Origin of the sequence: Streptomyces kronopolitis, from assembly GCF_050953795.1 — a bacterium.
Lineage (GTDB): Bacteria > Actinomycetota > Actinomycetes > Streptomycetales > Streptomycetaceae > Streptomyces > Streptomyces kronopolitis_A.
The window spans coordinates 4,796,782-4,813,443 of record NZ_CP191850.1; the positions used below are offsets into that span (position 1 = coordinate 4,796,782).

General features: G+C 72.3%; 17 protein-coding genes. 14 read left to right on the forward strand and 3 right to left on the reverse strand.

Annotated elements, in window-relative coordinates:
* The first annotated feature begins 192 nt into the window (after nt 1–192).
* From mshA to ACQP17_RS21280, 5 genes are all read left to right on the forward strand, one after another.
* Nucleotides 193–1,563: a D-inositol-3-phosphate glycosyltransferase gene (mshA, locus tag ACQP17_RS21260; protein ID WP_433857694.1), complete on the forward strand. Its 1,371-nt coding sequence runs from the start codon at nt 193–195 to the stop codon at nt 1,561–1,563.
* Complete coding sequence (locus ACQP17_RS21265; protein ID WP_433857695.1) at nt 1,556–2,059, forward strand: YbjN domain-containing protein; 504 nt, start codon at nt 1,556–1,558, stop codon at nt 2,057–2,059. Before mshA ends, ACQP17_RS21265 begins: the two co-directional genes overlap by 8 nt.
* 255 nt (nt 2,060–2,314) lie before the next feature.
* Nucleotides 2,315–2,605, forward strand: coding sequence for a hypothetical protein (locus ACQP17_RS21270; protein WP_433857696.1), 291 nt, complete (start codon nt 2,315–2,317; stop codon nt 2,603–2,605).
* Between the two features lie 155 nt (nt 2,606–2,760).
* Nucleotides 2,761–3,522 (forward strand): phosphoglyceromutase, encoded by a 762-nt coding sequence (locus ACQP17_RS21275; RefSeq protein WP_433857697.1) that lies wholly within the window; start codon nt 2,761–2,763, stop codon nt 3,520–3,522.
* A gap of 179 nt (nt 3,523–3,701) precedes the next feature.
* Nucleotides 3,702–3,950, forward strand: coding sequence for an SCO4226 family nickel-binding protein (locus tag ACQP17_RS21280; RefSeq protein WP_433857698.1), 249 nt, complete (start codon nt 3,702–3,704; stop codon nt 3,948–3,950).
* Between the two features lie 132 nt (nt 3,951–4,082).
* On the opposite strand, the gene ACQP17_RS21285 is transcribed toward ACQP17_RS21280, so the two are convergent.
* Both ACQP17_RS21285 and phoU read right to left on the reverse strand, forming a co-directional pair.
* Nucleotides 4,083–4,241: a hypothetical protein gene (locus tag ACQP17_RS21285; RefSeq protein ID WP_364879533.1), complete on the reverse strand. Its 159-nt coding sequence runs from the start codon at nt 4,239–4,241 to the stop codon at nt 4,083–4,085.
* 135 nt (nt 4,242–4,376) lie between these two features.
* Entirely contained in the window at nt 4,377–5,057 is a 681-nt protein-coding gene (gene phoU, locus ACQP17_RS21290; RefSeq protein ID WP_364879369.1) for a phosphate signaling complex protein PhoU, read from the reverse strand.
* 529 nt (nt 5,058–5,586) lie between these two features.
* Here phoU and ACQP17_RS21295 point away from each other — a divergent pair.
* Both ACQP17_RS21295 and ACQP17_RS21300 read left to right on the forward strand, forming a co-directional pair.
* The gene (locus tag ACQP17_RS21295) at nt 5,587–6,909 is read left to right on the forward strand and encodes a sensor histidine kinase (protein ID WP_433857699.1); all 1,323 of its coding nucleotides are present in this window, start codon (nt 5,587–5,589) and stop codon (nt 6,907–6,909) included.
* Nucleotides 6,906–7,586 carry a response regulator transcription factor gene (locus ACQP17_RS21300; RefSeq protein WP_006603892.1) on the forward strand — a complete coding sequence of 227 codons (681 nt, stop codon included), beginning with the start codon at nt 6,906–6,908 and terminating at the stop codon, nt 7,584–7,586. The genes ACQP17_RS21295 and ACQP17_RS21300 overlap by 4 nt, the downstream gene beginning before the upstream one ends.
* A 112-nt stretch (nt 7,587–7,698) precedes the next feature.
* On the opposite strand, the gene ACQP17_RS21305 is transcribed toward ACQP17_RS21300, so the two are convergent.
* Complete coding sequence (locus tag ACQP17_RS21305; RefSeq protein ID WP_433857700.1) at nt 7,699–8,343, reverse strand: DUF461 domain-containing protein; 645 nt, start codon at nt 8,341–8,343, stop codon at nt 7,699–7,701.
* A gap of 850 nt (nt 8,344–9,193) precedes the next feature.
* On the opposite strand from ACQP17_RS21305, the gene ACQP17_RS21310 reads away from it, so the two are divergent.
* The 7 genes from ACQP17_RS21310 to ACQP17_RS21340 all read left to right on the forward strand — a co-directional run bounded on the left by ACQP17_RS21310 (nt 9,194) and on the right by ACQP17_RS21340 (nt 16,296).
* Nucleotides 9,194–9,676 carry a CarD family transcriptional regulator gene (locus tag ACQP17_RS21310; RefSeq protein ID WP_003953493.1) on the forward strand — a complete coding sequence of 161 codons (483 nt, stop codon included), beginning with the start codon at nt 9,194–9,196 and terminating at the stop codon, nt 9,674–9,676.
* Between the two features lie 442 nt (nt 9,677–10,118).
* Complete coding sequence (ispD, locus tag ACQP17_RS21315; RefSeq protein WP_364879363.1) at nt 10,119–10,865, forward strand: 2-C-methyl-D-erythritol 4-phosphate cytidylyltransferase; 747 nt, start codon at nt 10,119–10,121, stop codon at nt 10,863–10,865.
* Nucleotides 10,852–11,376, forward strand: a complete 525-nt coding sequence (gene ispF, locus ACQP17_RS21320) for a 2-C-methyl-D-erythritol 2,4-cyclodiphosphate synthase (protein WP_433857701.1) — start codon at nt 10,852–10,854, stop codon at nt 11,374–11,376. Before ispD ends, ispF begins: the two co-directional genes overlap by 14 nt.
* A gap of 137 nt (nt 11,377–11,513) precedes the next feature.
* Nucleotides 11,514–11,918, forward strand: a complete 405-nt coding sequence (locus tag ACQP17_RS21325) for a PPOX class F420-dependent oxidoreductase (protein WP_433857702.1) — start codon at nt 11,514–11,516, stop codon at nt 11,916–11,918.
* Nucleotides 11,919–12,043: 125 nt separating this feature from the next.
* The gene (gene cysS / locus ACQP17_RS21330) at nt 12,044–13,435 is read left to right on the forward strand and encodes a cysteine--tRNA ligase (protein WP_433857703.1); all 1,392 of its coding nucleotides are present in this window, start codon (nt 12,044–12,046) and stop codon (nt 13,433–13,435) included.
* 128 nt (nt 13,436–13,563) lie between these two features.
* Entirely contained in the window at nt 13,564–14,520 is a 957-nt protein-coding gene (gene rlmB, locus ACQP17_RS21335) for a 23S rRNA (guanosine(2251)-2'-O)-methyltransferase RlmB (protein ID WP_433857704.1), read from the forward strand.
* Between the two features lie 156 nt (nt 14,521–14,676).
* A complete protein-coding gene (locus tag ACQP17_RS21340) occupies nt 14,677–16,296 on the forward strand; it encodes a DoxX family membrane protein (RefSeq protein ID WP_433857705.1) in 1,620 nt (539 codons plus the stop codon).
* Nucleotides 16,297–16,662: the final 366 nt, after the last annotated feature.

Below are 16,662 nucleotides of genomic sequence, written 5' to 3' on the forward strand. Positions count from 1 at the left end.
AGGTACCGGGGCCCGTCCGCCGAAGCCCCCCGGCCCCTCCGCCCGGCGGCTCCCCGGCGTCCTCCCGCTGCACACTTGGTCACGCTTTGGCAAAGTGCCGCCGGAGCGCCCGGGACGGGAAGGGATGGCCCGGGTCCGTTGTTGGACGGGGTCGGAGGCGCGCCGCCCGTCCCGCCTAGGAGGTAGCTCGACGTGAGCCCATACGTGTCCCGGCTCCGTGGCCGTCCCCATGGCCAGTTCGCCGGCCAGCCGCGGCTGCGCCTGCCGGGAGGGACCCGCCGCCCGCGCCGGGTGGCGATGCTCAGCGTCCACACCTCACCGCTGCACCAGCCCGGGACCGGCGACGCCGGCGGCATGAACGTCTACATCGTCGAGCTGGCCAGGAAGCTCGCCTCGATCAACATCGAGGTGGAGATCTTCACCCGCGCCACCACCGCCACCCTCCCGCCCACCGTCGAACTCGCCCCCGGCGTCCTCGTACGGCACGTGGACGCCGGCCCGTACGAGGGCCTGGCCAAGGAGGAGCTGCCCGCGCAGCTGTGTGCCTTCACCCACGGCGTGATGCAGGCCTGGGCCGGCCACCGCCCCGGCCACTACGACCTGGTCCACTCCCACTACTGGCTGTCCGGCCATGTCGGCTGGCTGGCCGCGGAGCGCTGGGGCGCCCCGCTGGTGCACGCCATGCACACCATGGCCAAGGTCAAGAACGCCGCGCTCGCCGCCGGTGACACCCCCGAACCGGCCGCGCGGGTCATCGGCGAGACGCAGATCGTGCGCGCCGCGGACCGGCTGATAGCCAACACCGCCGAGGAGTCCGACGAGCTGGTGCGGCACTACGAGGCCGAGCCCGGCAAGGTCGCGGTGGTCCACCCCGGCGTCAATCTCGACCGCTTCCGGCCCACCGGAGGCGCGGTCGCCGAGAGCCGGGCCGCCGCCCGGGCCCGCCTCGGCCTGCCGCAGGACGCGGTCATCCCGCTCTTCGCCGGCCGCATACAGCCGCTGAAGGCCCCCGACATCCTGCTGCGCGCGGTCGCCGCCCTGGTCGACGAGGACCCCTCGCTGCGCTCCCGGCTGGTGGTGCCCGTCGTCGGCGGCCCCAGCGGCAGCGGGCTGGCCAAGCCCGAGGGCCTGCAGAAGCTGGCCGCCCGGCTCGGCGTCGCCGATCTCGTGCAGTTCCGCCCGCCGGTCGGCCAGGAACAGCTCGCCGACTGGTACCGCGCCGCGTCCGTGCTGGTCATGCCGTCGTACAGCGAGTCCTTCGGCCTGGTGGCCATCGAGGCCCAGGCGTGCGGCACCCCGGTGGTCGCGGCCTCGGTCGGCGGCCTGCCGGTGGCCGTGCGCGACGGCGTCAGCGGCTTCCTCGTCGCCGGCCACGACCCCGCCGACTACGCCCGCACCCTGAGCCGATTCCTCGCGGACCCCGAGCTGCCCGCCCGCATGGGCACCGACGCCGCCCGCCATGCCCGGTCCTTCGGCTGGGACACGGCCGCCGCGGCGACCGCGGAGGTGTACACCGCCGCGATGCAGGAGCGACGCCGTCACCTACGATCACCGCATGGCTGATGACGCGCGCGTGGTGATCGAGGCGGCCCTGGACGACGCCGGCCTGGAATGGGAGAGCCCCACCGGCGGCACCTATGTCGTCACCCTCCCCGGCACCCGCAAGCTGTCCACGACCTGCTCGCTCATCGTCGGCAAGCACTCGCTCTCCCTCAACGCCTTCGTCGTCCGCCACCCCGACGAGAACCACGCCGCCGTCCACCGCTGGCTGCTGGAGCGCAACACCCGCCTGTACGGCGTCAGTTACGCCATCGACAAGCTCGGCGACATCTACCTCGTCGGCAAGCTCCCGCTGGCCGCGGTCACCCCCGACGCACTCGACCGCCTCCTGGGCACCGTCCTGGAGAACGCCGACGGCAGCTTCAACACCCTGCTCGAAATGGGCTTCGCCACCGCCATCCGCAAGGAATACGACTGGCGTGTCTCCCGCGGCGAATCCACCCGCAATCTGGACGCGTTCGCGCACCTGACCCGGGGACGCACACAGCCGGAGAGCTGAACGCGACGTACGGGCGGGCTCTTCGCCGCCCCGGCGTACGCCCCACGCACGGCCCAAACCTCATCCCGGCGCGCCGTTGGGCCTGATGGGTCAAATACGGGCGCACTCCACCCGGAAAGCTCAGCCCTCCGCTCGTGTGGCACGTGCCCGCGGGAGGAAACGTGGCATAAAGGCTGACTGTGGGTCATATCACTACTGTGATGCAGATGGCCGACGATGTGTCTCCCTTCGCAGTAGGCAGAAAGGAACTCTCCTATGCGCACTGCCCGTACCTTGTTCGCCTCAGCCGTGATCACCGCGGTGTTCGCGGTCACCGCTCCCACCGCACTCGCCTCGTCCGCGGCCGAGGGCCGTGACCTGGACGGTGGATACTCGGCGTCGAGCTACCGTCACGACGAGCACCGGAGAGGCGATGACGACCACCGCTGGGGTCGCCACCACCACAAGTGCCGGCACCACCACCACCGTCGCCACCACCACCGTCACTACCGTCCGATCGGTGGCATCCACACCGGCGGCGGAGCGATGGCGCACTCCTTCCGCTGAACCGACTCCCACCGCCTCGTGACCGACTGAGGCGATGAGCCGCGCGGTACGCCGCCGGGGCCCGGCAAAGGGTCCCGGCGGCGTTTCCGTTGCCGGAAAGCCCAGGTCCTGGACCCCCGCAGGGCCCCCGACGGGATTCGATTACGCTCGACGCCATGGCCGACGCACCGTACAAGCTGATCCTCCTCCGCCACGGCGAGAGCGAGTGGAACGCGAAGAACCTGTTCACCGGCTGGGTGGACGTCAACCTCAACGAGAAGGGCGAGAAGGAGGCAGTCCGCGGCGGAGAGCTGCTCAAGGACGCCGGCCTGCTCCCCGACGTGGTGCACACCTCGCTCCAGAAGCGCGCCATCCGCACCGCGCAGCTGTCCCTGGAGGCCGCCGACCGTCACTGGATCCCGGTCCACCGCAGCTGGCGCCTGAACGAGCGCCACTACGGCGCGCTCCAGGGCAAGGACAAGGCGCAGACCCTGGCCGAGTTCGGCGAGGAGCAGTTCATGCTCTGGCGCCGCTCGTACGACACGCCGCCGCCGGCGCTCGACCGTGACGCCGAGTACTCCCAGTTCTCCGACCCGCGCTACGCCGGCCTCCCGCCCGAGCTGCGCCCGCAGACGGAGTGCCTCAAGGACGTCGTCGTCCGCATGCTCCCGTACTGGTTCGACGGCATCGTCCCCGACCTCCGCGCCGGCAAGACGGTCCTCGTCGCCGCCCACGGCAACAGCCTGCGCGCCCTGGTCAAGCACCTCGACGGCATCTCCGACGAGGACATCGCCGGCCTGAACATCCCCACCGGCATCCCGCTCGCCTACGAGCTGGACGCCGACTTCCGCCCGGTCACCCCCGGCGGCACCTACCTCGACCCGGACGCCGCCAAGGCCGCCATCGAGGCAGTGAAGAACCAGGGCAAGAAGAAGTAGCCCGCCCCGCACCGCGTCACCCGAGCCCCCCATCGGTGGTCTTCCCGCTGGTGGGGGGCTCGGTGCTGGGCGGGGCGGGGTGGCTGTCGGGGGTGGCTGTTGCCGTGACCCGGCGTGCCGTGGCGTGCGGGGGCAGCATGGAAGGGGGGCACATGTCCGCAATCTGGAGGATGAGACAGATGCCCAAGTTCATGGACATCCACCGCGGTATGGAGGGCCTCACGGCCGAGCAGCTGACGGCGGCGCACCAGGCCGACCTCGCCATCGAGTCCCAGGAAGGCGTGCACTTCGAGCACGCCTGGGCCGATCCCGACTCCGGCGACGTCTTCTGCCTGTCGGACGCCCCCTCGGCGGACGCCGTCCAGCGCGTCCACGAGCGCGCCGGCCACAAGGCCGACGAGATCCATCCGGTGCCGCTCAGCCTGTGAAGAGGACCGACCGCTGCGACCGGTGAGCCCCGGCCGCCCCCGGGGCGGCACCACCACGGCGACGGCAAAAGCGGCGGCCCCGACCGGAGGATCAACCGGTCGGGGCCGCCGTCGCACTGTGCCGTCGGGTCGCTAGCAGCTGCCGCCGCACTGGCACGGGCCGCCCGACTGGCAGCCGCAGCTGCAGCCGGGGCCGCAGCCGCAGGCGCCGAGCAGCGGGAGCCGCGGGCGCTCGACGGCCGCCGGGGCGCCGTGGGGCACGGGGTTGGGGGAGTCCGCCATGGGTGCCATGCATTGCCTCCTAGGGGTCACCTGGTGCCCATTGCATGCCCGGGTGACCAGGCGCGTCAACGGCGCGTGGAGGCACACGTCCACCGCGCACGCCGGGGCGGGAAGCGGACCCGTTCCCTTCGCCCGCCGCCGCGGTCAGGCGCCCTCCACCGCCGCCGCCGACGAGGCGATCTCATCGGCGTGCTCGCCGGTCACGAGGTAGACGACGCGCTTGGCTACGGAGACCGCGTGGTCCGCGAAGCGCTCGTAGTAGCGGCCCAGCAGGGTCACGTCCACGGCCGTCTCGATGCCGTGCTGCCAGCGGTCGTCCATCAGGTGCTGGAAGAGGGTGCGGTGCAGCATGTCCATCGCGTCGTCGTCCTGCTCCAGCTGCAGCGCGAGGTCGACGTCCTTGGTGATGATGACCTCGGCAGCCTTGGCCATCAGGCGCTGCGCCAGCTGCCCCATCTCCAGGATGGTGGCGTGCAGGTCGCGCGGGACGGCCGTCTCCGGGAAGCGCAGCCGGGCCAGCTTGGCCACGTGCTGGGCCAGGTCGCCCGAGCGCTCCAGGTCGGCGCTCATCCGCAGCGAGGTGACGACGATCCGCAGGTCGGTGGCGACCGGCTGCTGCCGCGCCAGCAGGGCGATCGCCCGCGCCTCCAGATCCCGCTGGAGGTCGTCGACCTTCTCGTCGGCGGCGATGACGTTCTCGGCCAGCTTGAGGTCCGCGTCGAGAATCGCCGTGGTGGCGCGCCCGATCGCGGAGCCGACGAGCCGGGCCATCTCGACCAGGCCCTCGCCGATCGAATCAAGCTCCTCGTGGTACGCGTCCCGCATCTGTGACCTTCTCTCGGATCGAGTGGTGGTGTGGGAGGTGGACGGGTACGGATGAACCTCTGCCCACGCTCTCACGGTCTGTGCCCGCGCGAGCCGCATCCCAGAAGCCGATGCTCCACGGAGCGCCCGCTCCGCCGTCCCGGTGCGGCCGGTGGGGCCGTCGCGCCGCGGTCACTCCGGGTGTCCGGGCGCGCGGCGGTGCGGAAGGGATCCGGCACCCGCACCCTTACCCTGCGGGCGCCGCGCGACCTGCGGTGCCACCGGGAGTGAACCGGCACCGACGTGAAGGTGAATTCTGGGCGACGTATCCCCGGCCGCCGGGCCGGCCGCCCGGTTCACCTGGCCACACTCCGTCGGGGCGGGGCTCGCGTGCCGTATCCCCAAGGGACACCCGGCCGGCAGCCGCCCGCCCGACCACGGCCCCCGGAGTGAACCGGCGCGGACGCCACGGTGAACTCTGGGCGACGGGTGTCCGGGCAGCGCCCCGCACCCCTGGGGAAGTGTCCGACCCGGCGCATAACCTGGAGTCATGAACGTGGACGCGGCCGTCGCCGCAGTGGCAGCGATCGCCGGACTGTGCACCGGCGTCTTCGCCATGCTGGCGTTCCGCTGGAGCGAACGCGACCAGGCCAAACCCACCCGCACCTCCCTGCACACGGACGCCGTGCTGCCGCCCGGGGTCGACACCGTGCTGTCGGTGCTCCGCTCCTCCGCGGTGGTGCTCGACGAGGCCGACGCCGTCGTCAAGGCCAGCTCCGCCGCCTACGCCCTCGGGCTGGTCCGCGGCGGCAAGCTCGCCGTCGAGCCGATGATGCAGATGGCCCGCGACACCCGCAGGGACGGCGAGATACGCCAGGTCGAGCTGGATCTGCCGCGCCGCGGCACCGGCCGCGGCGAGGCGCTCGCGGTCTCCGCCAGAGTCGCCCCGCTCGGCTCCCGGCTGGTCCTGCTGCTGGTCGAGGACCTCACGGAGGCCCGCCGCATAGAAGCGGTCCGCCGCGACTTCGTCGCCAACGTCAGCCATGAGCTCAAGACGCCCGTCGGCGCGCTCTCGCTGCTCTCCGAGGCCGTGATGGACGCCAGCGACGACCCCGAGGCCGTCGAGCGCTTCGCCGGCCGGATGCAGAACGAGGCCACCCGCCTGACCAACCTCGTCCAGGAGCTCATCGACCTCTCCCGGGTGCAGAACGACGACCCGCTGGAGGACGCCGAGCCGGTCCGGGTCGACGAGCTGGTCGCCGAGGCGATCGACCGCTGCCGCCAGCAGGCCGGCGCCAAGCAGATCACCATGGCCACCTCGATCGGCGGTCCCGACGGATCCGCCGCCCGCGCCGGCGGCGGACGGCCCGGGGGCGCCACCGACGGGCTGAGCATCTGGGGCAACCGCGGCCAGCTCGCGGCGGCCCTCGGCAACCTCGTCGAGAACGCCGTCAACTACTCCCCGGCGCGCACCCGCGTCGGGATCGCCGGACGGCGGGTCTCCGCCCCCGGCGGCGACCTGATCGAGATCGCGGTGACCGACCAGGGCATCGGGATATCCGAGAGGGACCGGGACCGCATCTTCGAGCGGTTCTACCGCGTGGACCCGGCGCGCTCGCGCGCCACCGGCGGCACCGGCCTCGGTCTCGCCATCGTCAAGCATGTGGCCGCCTCGCACGGCGGGGAGGTCACGGTGTGGAGCGCTGAGGGACAAGGCTCGACCTTCACCCTCCGTCTCCCGGAAGCCGGGGCCGGCCGCGACCGCGACCGCCCCGCCGACCTCTCCGCGGAGGGCCTCGACGACGAGGACCGCCCGTACGAGACCTTCAACGATCCACTCCCTGCTCACCCAGCCCCGGAGGTCCTTCCGTGACCCGAGTGCTTGTCGTCGAGGACGAGGAATCGTTCAGCGACGCACTGTCCTACATGCTCCGCAAGGAGGGCTTCGAGGTCGCCATCGCGGCCACGGGCCCCGACGGACTGGACGAATTCGAGCGCAACGGCGCCGACCTCGTCCTGCTCGACCTGATGCTGCCGGGCCTGCCCGGCACCGAAGTGTGCCGCCAGCTGCGCGGCCGCTCCAACGTCCCGGTGATCATGGTGACCGCCAAGGACAGCGAGATCGACAAGGTCGTCGGTCTGGAGATAGGGGCCGACGACTACGTCACCAAGCCCTTCTCCTCCCGCGAACTCGTCGCCCGCATCCGCGCCGTGCTGCGCCGCCGCGGGGAGCCGGAGGAGGTCACCCCGCAGGCCCTGGAGGCCGGCCCGGTCCGGATGGACGTGGACCGCCATGTCGTCACGGTCTCCGGCGGCAAGGTCGACCTGCCGCTCAAGGAGTTCGACCTCCTGGAGATGCTGCTGCGCAACGCCGGCCGGGTGCTGACCCGTATGCAGCTCATCGACCGGGTCTGGGGCGCCGACTACGTGGGCGACACCAAGACCCTGGACGTGCACGTCAAGCGGCTGCGCGCCAAGATCGAGCCCGACCCGGGCGCACCGCGCTACCTCGTCACGGTCCGCGGCCTGGGCTACAAGTTCGAGCCGTAAAACGGCCTGAGCGGCCCGTGCGCCGGCCGCCCGGCGCACGGGCCGCCGCATACGCCAGGGGCGCCCCTCCGGTCCGGAGGGGCGCCCCTGGCGTCGTGCTGTGCAGGCGGTGTCAGTGACCGCTGCCCGCGGACTGCGAGGGCTTGCCGGACCCGGACGCGCCGGGCTCACCCGACGGCTTGCCCGACGCCGAGGGCTTGCCGGAGCCCGACGGGGACGGCGTACCGGACGGCTGCGGCAGCTGGGAGGGCCCGTAACCCGCGAAGTAGCTCTTCGCCGGGACGACATAGGCGTTGATCTTGACCTTGCCGGTGGAGCTCAGGGTGAACGTCAGCGGCTGGGCGTTCCCGTCCTTGACGGCCTCCCGGCCGCTGGCCAGGACGGCCGAGGCGTCGCCCTTGCCGCCGAGCACGATGGAGCCGCCGGCGGGCACGGTGACCGGGCCCTTGCCGGAACCGCCCGGCGAGAGCTTGGCCGACTGGCCGGTGCCGTCGACGGAGATCGCGGTCAGCTTCTGGTCCGTGGCACCGGTGTTGAACACCGTCGCGGAAATCGCGGCCGGACCCTTGGCGTTCACGTCCGGCTGCGTGATGACCGTCGCGTTCTGGATCTTGATGTCGCCGACGGAGGTCGCGGCGTTGTCCGGCTTGACCTCCAGCGTCTGGGCGTCGTTCCCGGCCCCGCACGCGGACAGCGTGGCGATCGAGAGCGAAAGGACGGTGGCGGCGAGGACGCCGCGTCGAAGGCTGCGGCTCACGGCGGCGGCATCTCCTTGACGAGCTACGGCGGCCGAACTTCGTGCCCGGTCGCGGATGGACGGCTGGGGCGGCACTGCGTACGCGTCATGGAGACGGGTGCGTAAAGCCGCCCTAAGGGTGTGTCAGCGCCGCTAGGTTACCGAGCCGTCCTCACGCCGCCGCACCCGACCCGCCCCCAGCGCGATCAGCGGCCCGCCGGCGCCGCCCGCGTCCGGTTTCCGCCCCCGGGATCCCGGGCGTATCGCCGGGCGTTGGCGGAAAGCCGACCACCGCATGCCGCCGCGGAACGGGACGCAGAACGGGCTCCGCGCAAAACACCCGTGCAACGGCACGCGCAACGGGCCGCGGAACGGCACGCCGAGGGCGCACGCGTCGGCGTAGGGATCCGGCCGCACCCCGAGAACGCACACCGAGAACGTGGCCGAAATTTCGACAAGCGGCCGTTCGGGTGGCGGCCCTCAGGTTCCCCGGCGAAAAGCAGTATTCGCAGGGAATGTGAAGGCCTCGCGGAATTGATCACACTCTTCGGCCGCCGCGTGGTGATCAATTCGAGAATCGCCCAGGAGAGGTCTCCGAGCAGCCGAACGGAGTAGCGGAACTCGCTCATGTGGATCTGCGCAAAACGGGACGTTCAGCCCCTCGAACGGTGCCCTCCCGTCGTGTGACGGACGTGTTTCGAGTCACCCGTGCAGCCCCTCCGACCTGCGAATACCTCTCTTCAGAGGCCCCTCGCAGCACGTTCCGGTTACTGTTGTCAAGCCCCGAGATATGCCCTGACCTGCGAAAACGCCATTCAGAACGGCCCGTTCCCGTGTTAGCATGGATAGCCACGGAAGGGGTACCTGTCACATGACGTTCAAGGTTGGCGACACCGTGGTCTATCCCCATCACGGGGCCGCGCTGATCGAGGCCATCGAAACTCGCCAGATCAAAGGCGTGGACAAGACCTACTTGGTGCTGAAGGTCGCCCAGGGCGACTTGACTGTTCGTGTGCCAGCGGACAATGCGGAGTTCGTCGGCGTACGCGACGTGGTTGGTCAGGACGGGCTGGACCGGGTCTTCGAGGTGCTCCGCGCACCGTATGCCGAAGAGCCGACGAACTGGTCCCGTCGCTACAAGGCAAATCTCGAGAAACTCGCTTCCGGCGATGTGATCAAGGTTGCCGAAGTGGTGCGCGACCTGTGGCGGCGTGAGCGTGAGCGCGGGCTTTCCGCCGGTGAGAAGCGCATGCTCGCGAAGGCACGCCAGATTCTGGTGAGCGAACTCGCTCTCGCGGAAAACACCAACGAGGACAAGGCCGAGGCCCTGCTCGACGAGGTGCTCGCGTCCTGACGACGCCGTGTGCCTGACGACGCTGTGTGTGGGTCAAGCGTGTGAGGTTCCTGCATGCGTGGGTCACGCGTCCGCCGGCGAAGTGGCCGACGCAGCGACGACATAGCAATGCCGACGTAGTAATGCCGCGGTGCCCGAGTAACGACCGCTTCCCCAGCGGGGTGGTCTGTTGCCGGGCGCTGCGGCATATCTGCTGTTGTCCGGTGAATCGGCGGTTCATGAACGCACTCACGAACCTCGCCGAGGACCGCCGACTCACTGTGGCGTGCCGGGCCCGGGCAGCTGTCTCGACCGTGTCACGGAAGGGTCCGATCGAGGCGTCGCGCCCGGCACTCCCCCGCGCTCCAGGAGCCGGGGGCACGCTCAGGCCATACCCACCCCGCCCGAGGAAACAAACCTGTCTGCGTCAATTCCGGGCTCGCCCCGGACTCCGGAGTCATCGATGTCAGATCCTTCCCGTCCGGTCCGCACCGCCGCGGTGATTCCCGCCGCCGGCCGCGGTGTCCGGCTCGGTCCCGGCACCCCCAAGGCGCTGCGCACCCTGGGCGGCACCCCCATGCTGGTGCACGCCGTGCGCGCGATGGCCGCCTCCCGTGCCGTCTCGCTCATCGTGGTGGTCGCCCCGCCCGACGGCGCCACCGAGGTCGGCCGCCTGCTGCACGAGCATCCGCTCGCCGAGCGCACCGACCTCGTGGTCGTCCCCGGCGGACAGACCCGCCAGGAATCCGTCCAGCTCGGTCTGGCGGCGCTCCCGGACACCATCGAGGTCGTGCTGGTGCACGACGCCGCGCGGCCGCTGGTGCCGGCCGAGACGGTCGACGCGGTGGTCGCCGCCGTACGGGCCGGTGCGCCCGCCGTCGTCCCCGCGCTGCCGCTGGCGGACACCGTCAAGCAGGTCGAGCCGCAGCCGGCGGGCACGCCCGAGCCCGTCGTCGGCACCCCGGAGCGGGCCCTGCTGCGGGCCGTGCAGACCCCGCAGGGCTTCGACCTCGCGACCCTGCGCAAGGCGCACGACACCGTCGTCGAGGGCGAGGGTGCCACGGACGACGCCGGGCTGGTCGAACGGCTCGGCTCGCCGGTCGTGGTCGTCCCCGGCCACGAGGAGGCGTTCAAGGTGACCCGGCCGCTGGACCTGGTCCTGGCCGAGGCCGTACTCGCCCGCAGGAGGGCCACCGATGGCTATGTCTGAGCAGAGCGCGACCCACCCCGCCCCCGTGCTGCCCCTCGTCGGCGTCGGCACGGACGTGCACGCCTTCGAGCAGGGGCGTGAGCTGTGGTGTGCCGGGCTGCTGTGGGACGCCGCGGAGAGCGACGGATACGGCCTGGCCGGCCACAGCGACGGTGACGTGGTCGCGCACGCCGCCTGTGACGCGCTGTTCTCGGCGGCCGGCGTCGGCGACCTGGGCGCCCACTTCGGCACCGGCCGCCCCGAGTGGTCCGGTGCCTCGGGGGTGACGCTGCTGGCCGAGGCCGCGCGGATCGTCCGGGCCGAGGGCTTCACCATCGGCAATGTCGCGGTGCAGGTCATCGGCGTGCGCCCGAAGGTCGGCAAGCGGCGGGACGAGGCGCAAAAGGCGCTCTCGGCGGCCGCCGGGGCGCCGGTCTCGGTCTCCGGGACGACCTCGGACGGGCTGGGGCTGACCGGCCGCGCCGAGGGCCTGGCCGCGATCGCCACGGCGCTGGTCTTCCGTACGGCCTGACGGCCCGGCGCGGCGCGAGGCGTGTGGCGGCGCCCGGAATTCCCCCGGATGGCGCGGGAATTCCGGGCGCCGCACGGCTGTTGGGGGAGGATCGGAGTGTTCGTGCCCACCGGAAGCGCCCGCAGGAAGGACCCCTCGTGACCGCCACCCTGTCCGACGACCTCAAGCAGCTCCTGGACTCCCCGGTCTTCGTGACCGTGGCCACGATCCAGCCCGACGGCAGTCCGCAGGTCTCCCCGGTCTGGGTGAAGCGGGACGGCGACGACCTGCTGTTCTCGACCACCCTCGGCCGCCGCAAGGAGGCCAACCTCCGGCGCGACCCCCGCGTCTCGGTCGTCATCCAGCCCTTCGACGCGCCGTACACCTACGCCGAGGTGCGCGGCGCCGCCTCGCTCAGCACCGAGGGCGGCCAGGACCTGATCGACGAGCTGTCGCGGAAGTACACCGGCAAGCCGTACGCGGACTTCAACCCCGCCTCGTCCGGTGACGCCCCGCGGGTCGTCGTCCGGGTCACCCCGCGCAAGGTGGTCGGCAGCATCTGACGGCGGCGCCGGTCCCGCCGCGCCGTGCCCGGATACTTCCGGCGAATCGGACGGCTGTCGCCGATCCCTTCCCCCGTGGCCCCGTGGGTCGCGGGGCACTGCCTCGTTCCGACTACCCTGGTTCCGTGACGATTCGCCTGTACGACACCAGCGCCCGGCAGATTCGCGACTTCACCCCGCTCGTGCCGGGCTGTGTCTCGATCTACCTGTGTGGTGCCACCGTGCAGGCCGCCCCGCACATCGGGCACATCAGGTCGGGCCTGAACTTCGACATCATGCGCCGCTGGTTCGCCTACCGCGGCTACGACGTGACGTTCGTGCGCAACATCACGGACATCGACGACAAGATCATCAAGAAGTCGGCCGAGCAGGGCCGCCCGTGGTGGGCGGTCGGCTACGAGAACGAGGTCGCCTTCAACGCGGCCTACGACGCCCTCGGCTGCCTGCGCCCGACCTACGAGCCACGCGCCACCGGCCACATCCCCGAGATGATCGAGATGATGCGCGGCCTGATCGAGCGGGGCCACGCCTACGCCGCCGACGGCAACGTTTACTTCGACGTGAAGTCCTTCCCGGGGTATCTCCAGCTCTCCAACCAGGAGTTGGACGACCTCCGCCAGCCGTCCGGCGAGGGCGAGACCGGCAAGCGGGACCCGCGCGACTTCGCGATGTGGAAGGCGGCCAAGGAGGGCGAGCCCAGCTGGGAGACCCCCTGGGGCCGCGGCCGTCCCGGCTGGCACCTGGAGTGCTCGGCGATGGCCCACAAGTACCTGGGCGAAGCCTTCGACATCCACGGCGGCGGCATCGACCTGATCTTCCCGCACCACGAGAACGAGATCGCCCAGGCCAAGGGCTTCGGCGACGACTTCGCCGCGTACTGGACCCACAACGCGTGGGTGACCATGAGCGGCGAGAAGATGTCCAAGTCGCTGGGCAACTCCCTGCTGGTCTCGGAGATGGCCAAGCGCTGGCGCCCGATCGTGCTGCGCTACTACCTGGGCACCCCGCACTACCGCTCGATGATCGAGTACAGCGAGGACGCGCTGCGCGAGGCCGAGTCCGCGTTCGCGCGGATCGAGGGATTCGTCCAGCGGGTCGTCGAGAAGGCCGGCCCCGTCGAGCCGGCGGCCGAGGTGCCGCAGGCCTTCGCCGAGGCGATGGACGACGACCTGGGCGTCCCGCAGGCGCTGGCGATCGTGCACACCACCGTCCGGCAGGGCAATTCCGCGCTGACCGCCGACGACAAGGAATCGGCGGTGGCCCGGCTGGCCGAGCTGCGCGCGATGCTCGGGGTGCTCGGCCTGGACCCGCTCGACGAGAGCTGGTCCGGCGGCGCGGACCGCGGCACGGACCTGCACGGCGTGGTCGACTCCCTGGTCCGCCTCGTCCTCGAACAGCGCCAGGCCGCCCGCTCCCGCAAGGACTACGCGACCGCCGACGCCATCCGCGACCAGCTCCAGCAGTCCGGACTCGCCATCGAGGACACCCCCTCCGGCCCCCGGTGGTCGCTGTCCTGACCCCCCTCCCGCCCTTCGCAGGCCACCCGGATTCGACCGTCCCGGTGGCCTCGGGCGACACTCATTCCATACGTACGTACCCACTCCACGTCGAGAGACGTCGAGAGCAGTGAAGAAACAGGTGACCCATGGCCGGCAACAGCCAGCGCAGGAACCGCCGCACGTCCAACAAGAAGGGCGCGCAGGTCGGCAGCGGCGGCAAGCGGCGCCGGAGCCTGGAGGGCAAGGGCCCGACCCCGCCCGCCTCCGCTCGTAAGGGACACGTCAAGAACCGCGTCGCCAACGCCCAGGCGAAGCAGGCCGCGGCGCGCCGCCCGGCGCCGCGCCGCGGTGGCGCCAAGGGCACCGCGGAGCTGGTCGTCGGCCGTAACCCGGTCTTCGAGGCGCTGCGCGACGGTGTGCCCGCGACCAACCTCTACGTCCAGCAGTTCATCGACAGCGACGAGCGGGTGCGCGCCGCACTCCAGCTCGCCTCCGAGCGCGGCGACATCAACCTGATGGAAGCGCCGCGCCCCGAGCTGGACCGGATGACCAACGGCCTCAACCACCAGGGCCTGGTCCTCCAGGTCCCGCCGTACGACTACGCGCACCCCGAGGACCTGGCCGCCGCCGCCTTCGACGACGGCGACGACCCGCTGATCGTCGCGCTCGACGGCGTCACCGACCCGCGCAACCTCGGTGCGGTCGTCCGCTCCGTGTGTGCCTTCGGCGGCCACGGCGTGGTCGTGCCGGAGCGCCGGGCGGCCGGTATGACGGCCGGTGCCTGGAAGACCTCGGCGGGCACCGCGGCCCGCACGCCGGTCGCCCGCGCCACCAACCTGACCCGGACCCTGGAGTCGTACCAGAAGGCCGGTCTGACGGTCGTCGGTCTGGCCGCGGACGGCGAGCTGGAGCTCCAGGACGTCGCGGCGCTGGACGGCCCCGTGGTCATCGTGGTCGGCAGCGAGGGCAAGGGCCTGTCGCGGCTGGTCGGCGAGACCTGTGACGTCCGGGTGCGGATCCCGATGCCGGGCGGCGCGGAGTCGCTGAACGCCGGTGTCGCGGCCGGTGTCGTCCTGTGGGAAGCGGCGCGCCGCCGCGGCTGAGTCGTGGTGCCCCGGGGTGGACGGTCCGTACCGGCACCCACCCTGGGGCAAGGCCTGACCCACGGTAGGTCTTTGCGGTATGTCGTGATCTTTTGACGGGTCTCGGACAGATCGACCCGGTCAAGGCAGTGTCTTAAGCGCGGGTCACTCGGTTAGATGAGCGTGGACACCAGAACACCCCGCACGCCTACGGGGGGACGCTCGCCGGGTTTCGATGACGAGCCGGGCCTGAGCTCGGTCAAGGTGCCGTGCGACCCCGCGCAGGTCATCGTCAACCACGCCAGTTTCCGCGTACAGCTCGCCGAGCCCGTGGCGCGCCACGCCGTGGACCCCGCGCGCATTCCCGCCCTCGGCAGCCAGGCCGCCGGAGCCCGACGCCGGGCACCCGTCGTGTGGAGCGGCCGCACCGCACCGGGCGGCACCGCCGGCGGCACCAGCCAGCTCCTGCACGCGGTGCGCGACGCGGGCATCGGCCTCGACGGCGGCCGGGCCGAGGACGTCGGCACGACCCAGGTCCTGCCCCGGATCCGCCTCGGCGACGGCGCCCCCGCCCAGACCGTGATCGGCCAGCGCGGCCCCGCCGACTCCGACTCCCTGCTGCGCGGCGTACGCCCCGTGGGCAGCGCATACGACAGCGACCACCCCCACCGGAACCCTCCCTACCGCGGTCGGTTCGACGACGGCTACGACGACGACCGCTTCGAGGCACCGGACGGCTACGACCCCGGCGCCAAGCGGCGCGGCGCCGAGTCCGTGCGGCACGCGTACTACCCGGGCCGCCGGATGAACCTCGGCGTCGTCCTGCTCCCGCTGCGGATCTTCCTCGGCCTGATCTCCGTCTACGCCGGCATGGGCAAGCTCTGCGACCCCGTCTACTTCGACGGCGGCGAGCGGGGCTCGATGGTCAAGTGGCTCCAGGCGCTCGACCCCTGGGCGCTGGCCGTGCCGCTGCGTGACTTCGCCGTCTCGCACCCGGTCGGCGCCGGTCTGACCGTCGCCTTCCTCCAGGTCGTCGTCGGCGTCCTGACCATCTGCGGGCTGTGGCAGCGCGTTGCCGCGTCCATCGGCGCCCTGCTGTCCGCGGCGCTGCTGATGACCGTCAGCTGGCGCACCATCCCCGCCTACGACGCCCCGCACATCATCTACCTCGCCGCCTGGAGCCCGTTGATCATCGCGGGCGCCCCGGTCTACTCCATGGACGGCCGGCTGGCCGGCGAGGCGTGGCGGCGGCTCGGCCCGCGCGTCGAGGTCGCCGACCTGCGGCGCCGGGTGCTGCGCCGCGGCGCCATGATGACCGCGATGGTGGCCGGGCTGACCCTGCTCATCGGCTCGCTGCTGGGCGGCGCCGTGCGGTCCGCCACGGTGGCGACCGTCCCGCGGCCCGGCGAGCCCGCGATCAACAACCTGCCCGGCTCCCCGCTGCCCCGCCCCAAGCACACCGCCCGGCCCGGCAAGCGGCACCCCGGCAGCGCGGTCCCGCGCCCCGGCACCCCGTCCGCGGACGCCTCGCGCAAGGCCCACAAGCCCGGCACCCCGTCCGCCTCGGCGCCCGGCACCGGCCGGTCGGCGGGCAGCACCAGCGGCCTCTCCCAGCAGCCGGGGGCGACCACCAGCGCGCCACAGCAGACCGTCCCCACCCGCCGCGCCCCGGCACCGAGCCGGGTGCCGACCAGCGCGGGCGGCACCGGCGGCGGCACCACCGGCACCGGCAGCTCCGGAAGCGGCTCCGGAGGCGAGTCCAGCCGCGGCGACACCCTCGGCGGCCTCCTGGGCTGACCGGCCGCCACCCCGCTCCAGCCCCCGCCCCCGATCGTCCCGCCCGCCCCGTACGGCCCGAATCCACCGGCCGGCACGGGGGGCGGGGTGGTCGGGGACGGGCGTGTGTGGGGGACGGGCACGTACGGGGGAGGGGACGGCTGCACGGGCCAGGGGGCGCGACGGGGCGGGACCCGTACGGGGGCGTGGGGACGGGGGAGCGGGCGCGAGAACGGCCGGGGCGCGGCTGCGGACGGGTGTGAGGGCGGACCACCGTTAGCCACCGGGCGCCGTTATCGGGCGGCGGCCGCGCTCAGCCGCCTCCGTGGCCTTCTGCGGCCCTCACGGCTCAACGGGGCGGGGAGCCGGGGCGGCCTCCACGGGCCG

What these genes read in the sequence shown, in the direction of transcription:
- ACQP17_RS21265 (WP_433857695.1), top strand. Translation starts at nt 1,556, where the DNA reads ATGGCTGATGACGCGCGCGTGGTGATCGAGGCGGCCCTGGACGACGCC.
- ACQP17_RS21270 (WP_433857696.1), top strand. Translation starts at nt 2,315, where the DNA reads ATGCGCACTGCCCGTACCTTGTTCGCCTCAGCCGTGATCACCGCGGTG.
- ACQP17_RS21275 (WP_433857697.1), top strand. Translation starts at nt 2,761, where the DNA reads ATGGCCGACGCACCGTACAAGCTGATCCTCCTCCGCCACGGCGAGAGC.
- ACQP17_RS21280 (WP_433857698.1), top strand. Translation starts at nt 3,702, where the DNA reads ATGCCCAAGTTCATGGACATCCACCGCGGTATGGAGGGCCTCACGGCC.
- ACQP17_RS21285 (WP_364879533.1), bottom strand. Translation starts at nt 4,241, where the DNA reads ATGGCACCCATGGCGGACTCCCCCAACCCCGTGCCCCACGGCGCCCCG.
- phoU (WP_364879369.1), bottom strand. Translation starts at nt 5,057, where the DNA reads ATGCGGGACGCGTACCACGAGGAGCTTGATTCGATCGGCGAGGGCCTG.
- ACQP17_RS21295 (WP_433857699.1), top strand. Translation starts at nt 5,587, where the DNA reads ATGAACGTGGACGCGGCCGTCGCCGCAGTGGCAGCGATCGCCGGACTG.
- ACQP17_RS21310 (WP_003953493.1), top strand. Translation starts at nt 9,194, where the DNA reads ATGACGTTCAAGGTTGGCGACACCGTGGTCTATCCCCATCACGGGGCC.
- ispD (WP_364879363.1), top strand. Translation starts at nt 10,119, where the DNA reads ATGTCAGATCCTTCCCGTCCGGTCCGCACCGCCGCGGTGATTCCCGCC.
- ispF (WP_433857701.1), top strand. Translation starts at nt 10,852, where the DNA reads ATGGCTATGTCTGAGCAGAGCGCGACCCACCCCGCCCCCGTGCTGCCC.
- rlmB (WP_433857704.1), top strand. Translation starts at nt 13,564, where the DNA reads ATGGCCGGCAACAGCCAGCGCAGGAACCGCCGCACGTCCAACAAGAAG.
- ACQP17_RS21340 (WP_433857705.1), top strand. Translation starts at nt 14,677, where the DNA reads ATGAGCGTGGACACCAGAACACCCCGCACGCCTACGGGGGGACGCTCG.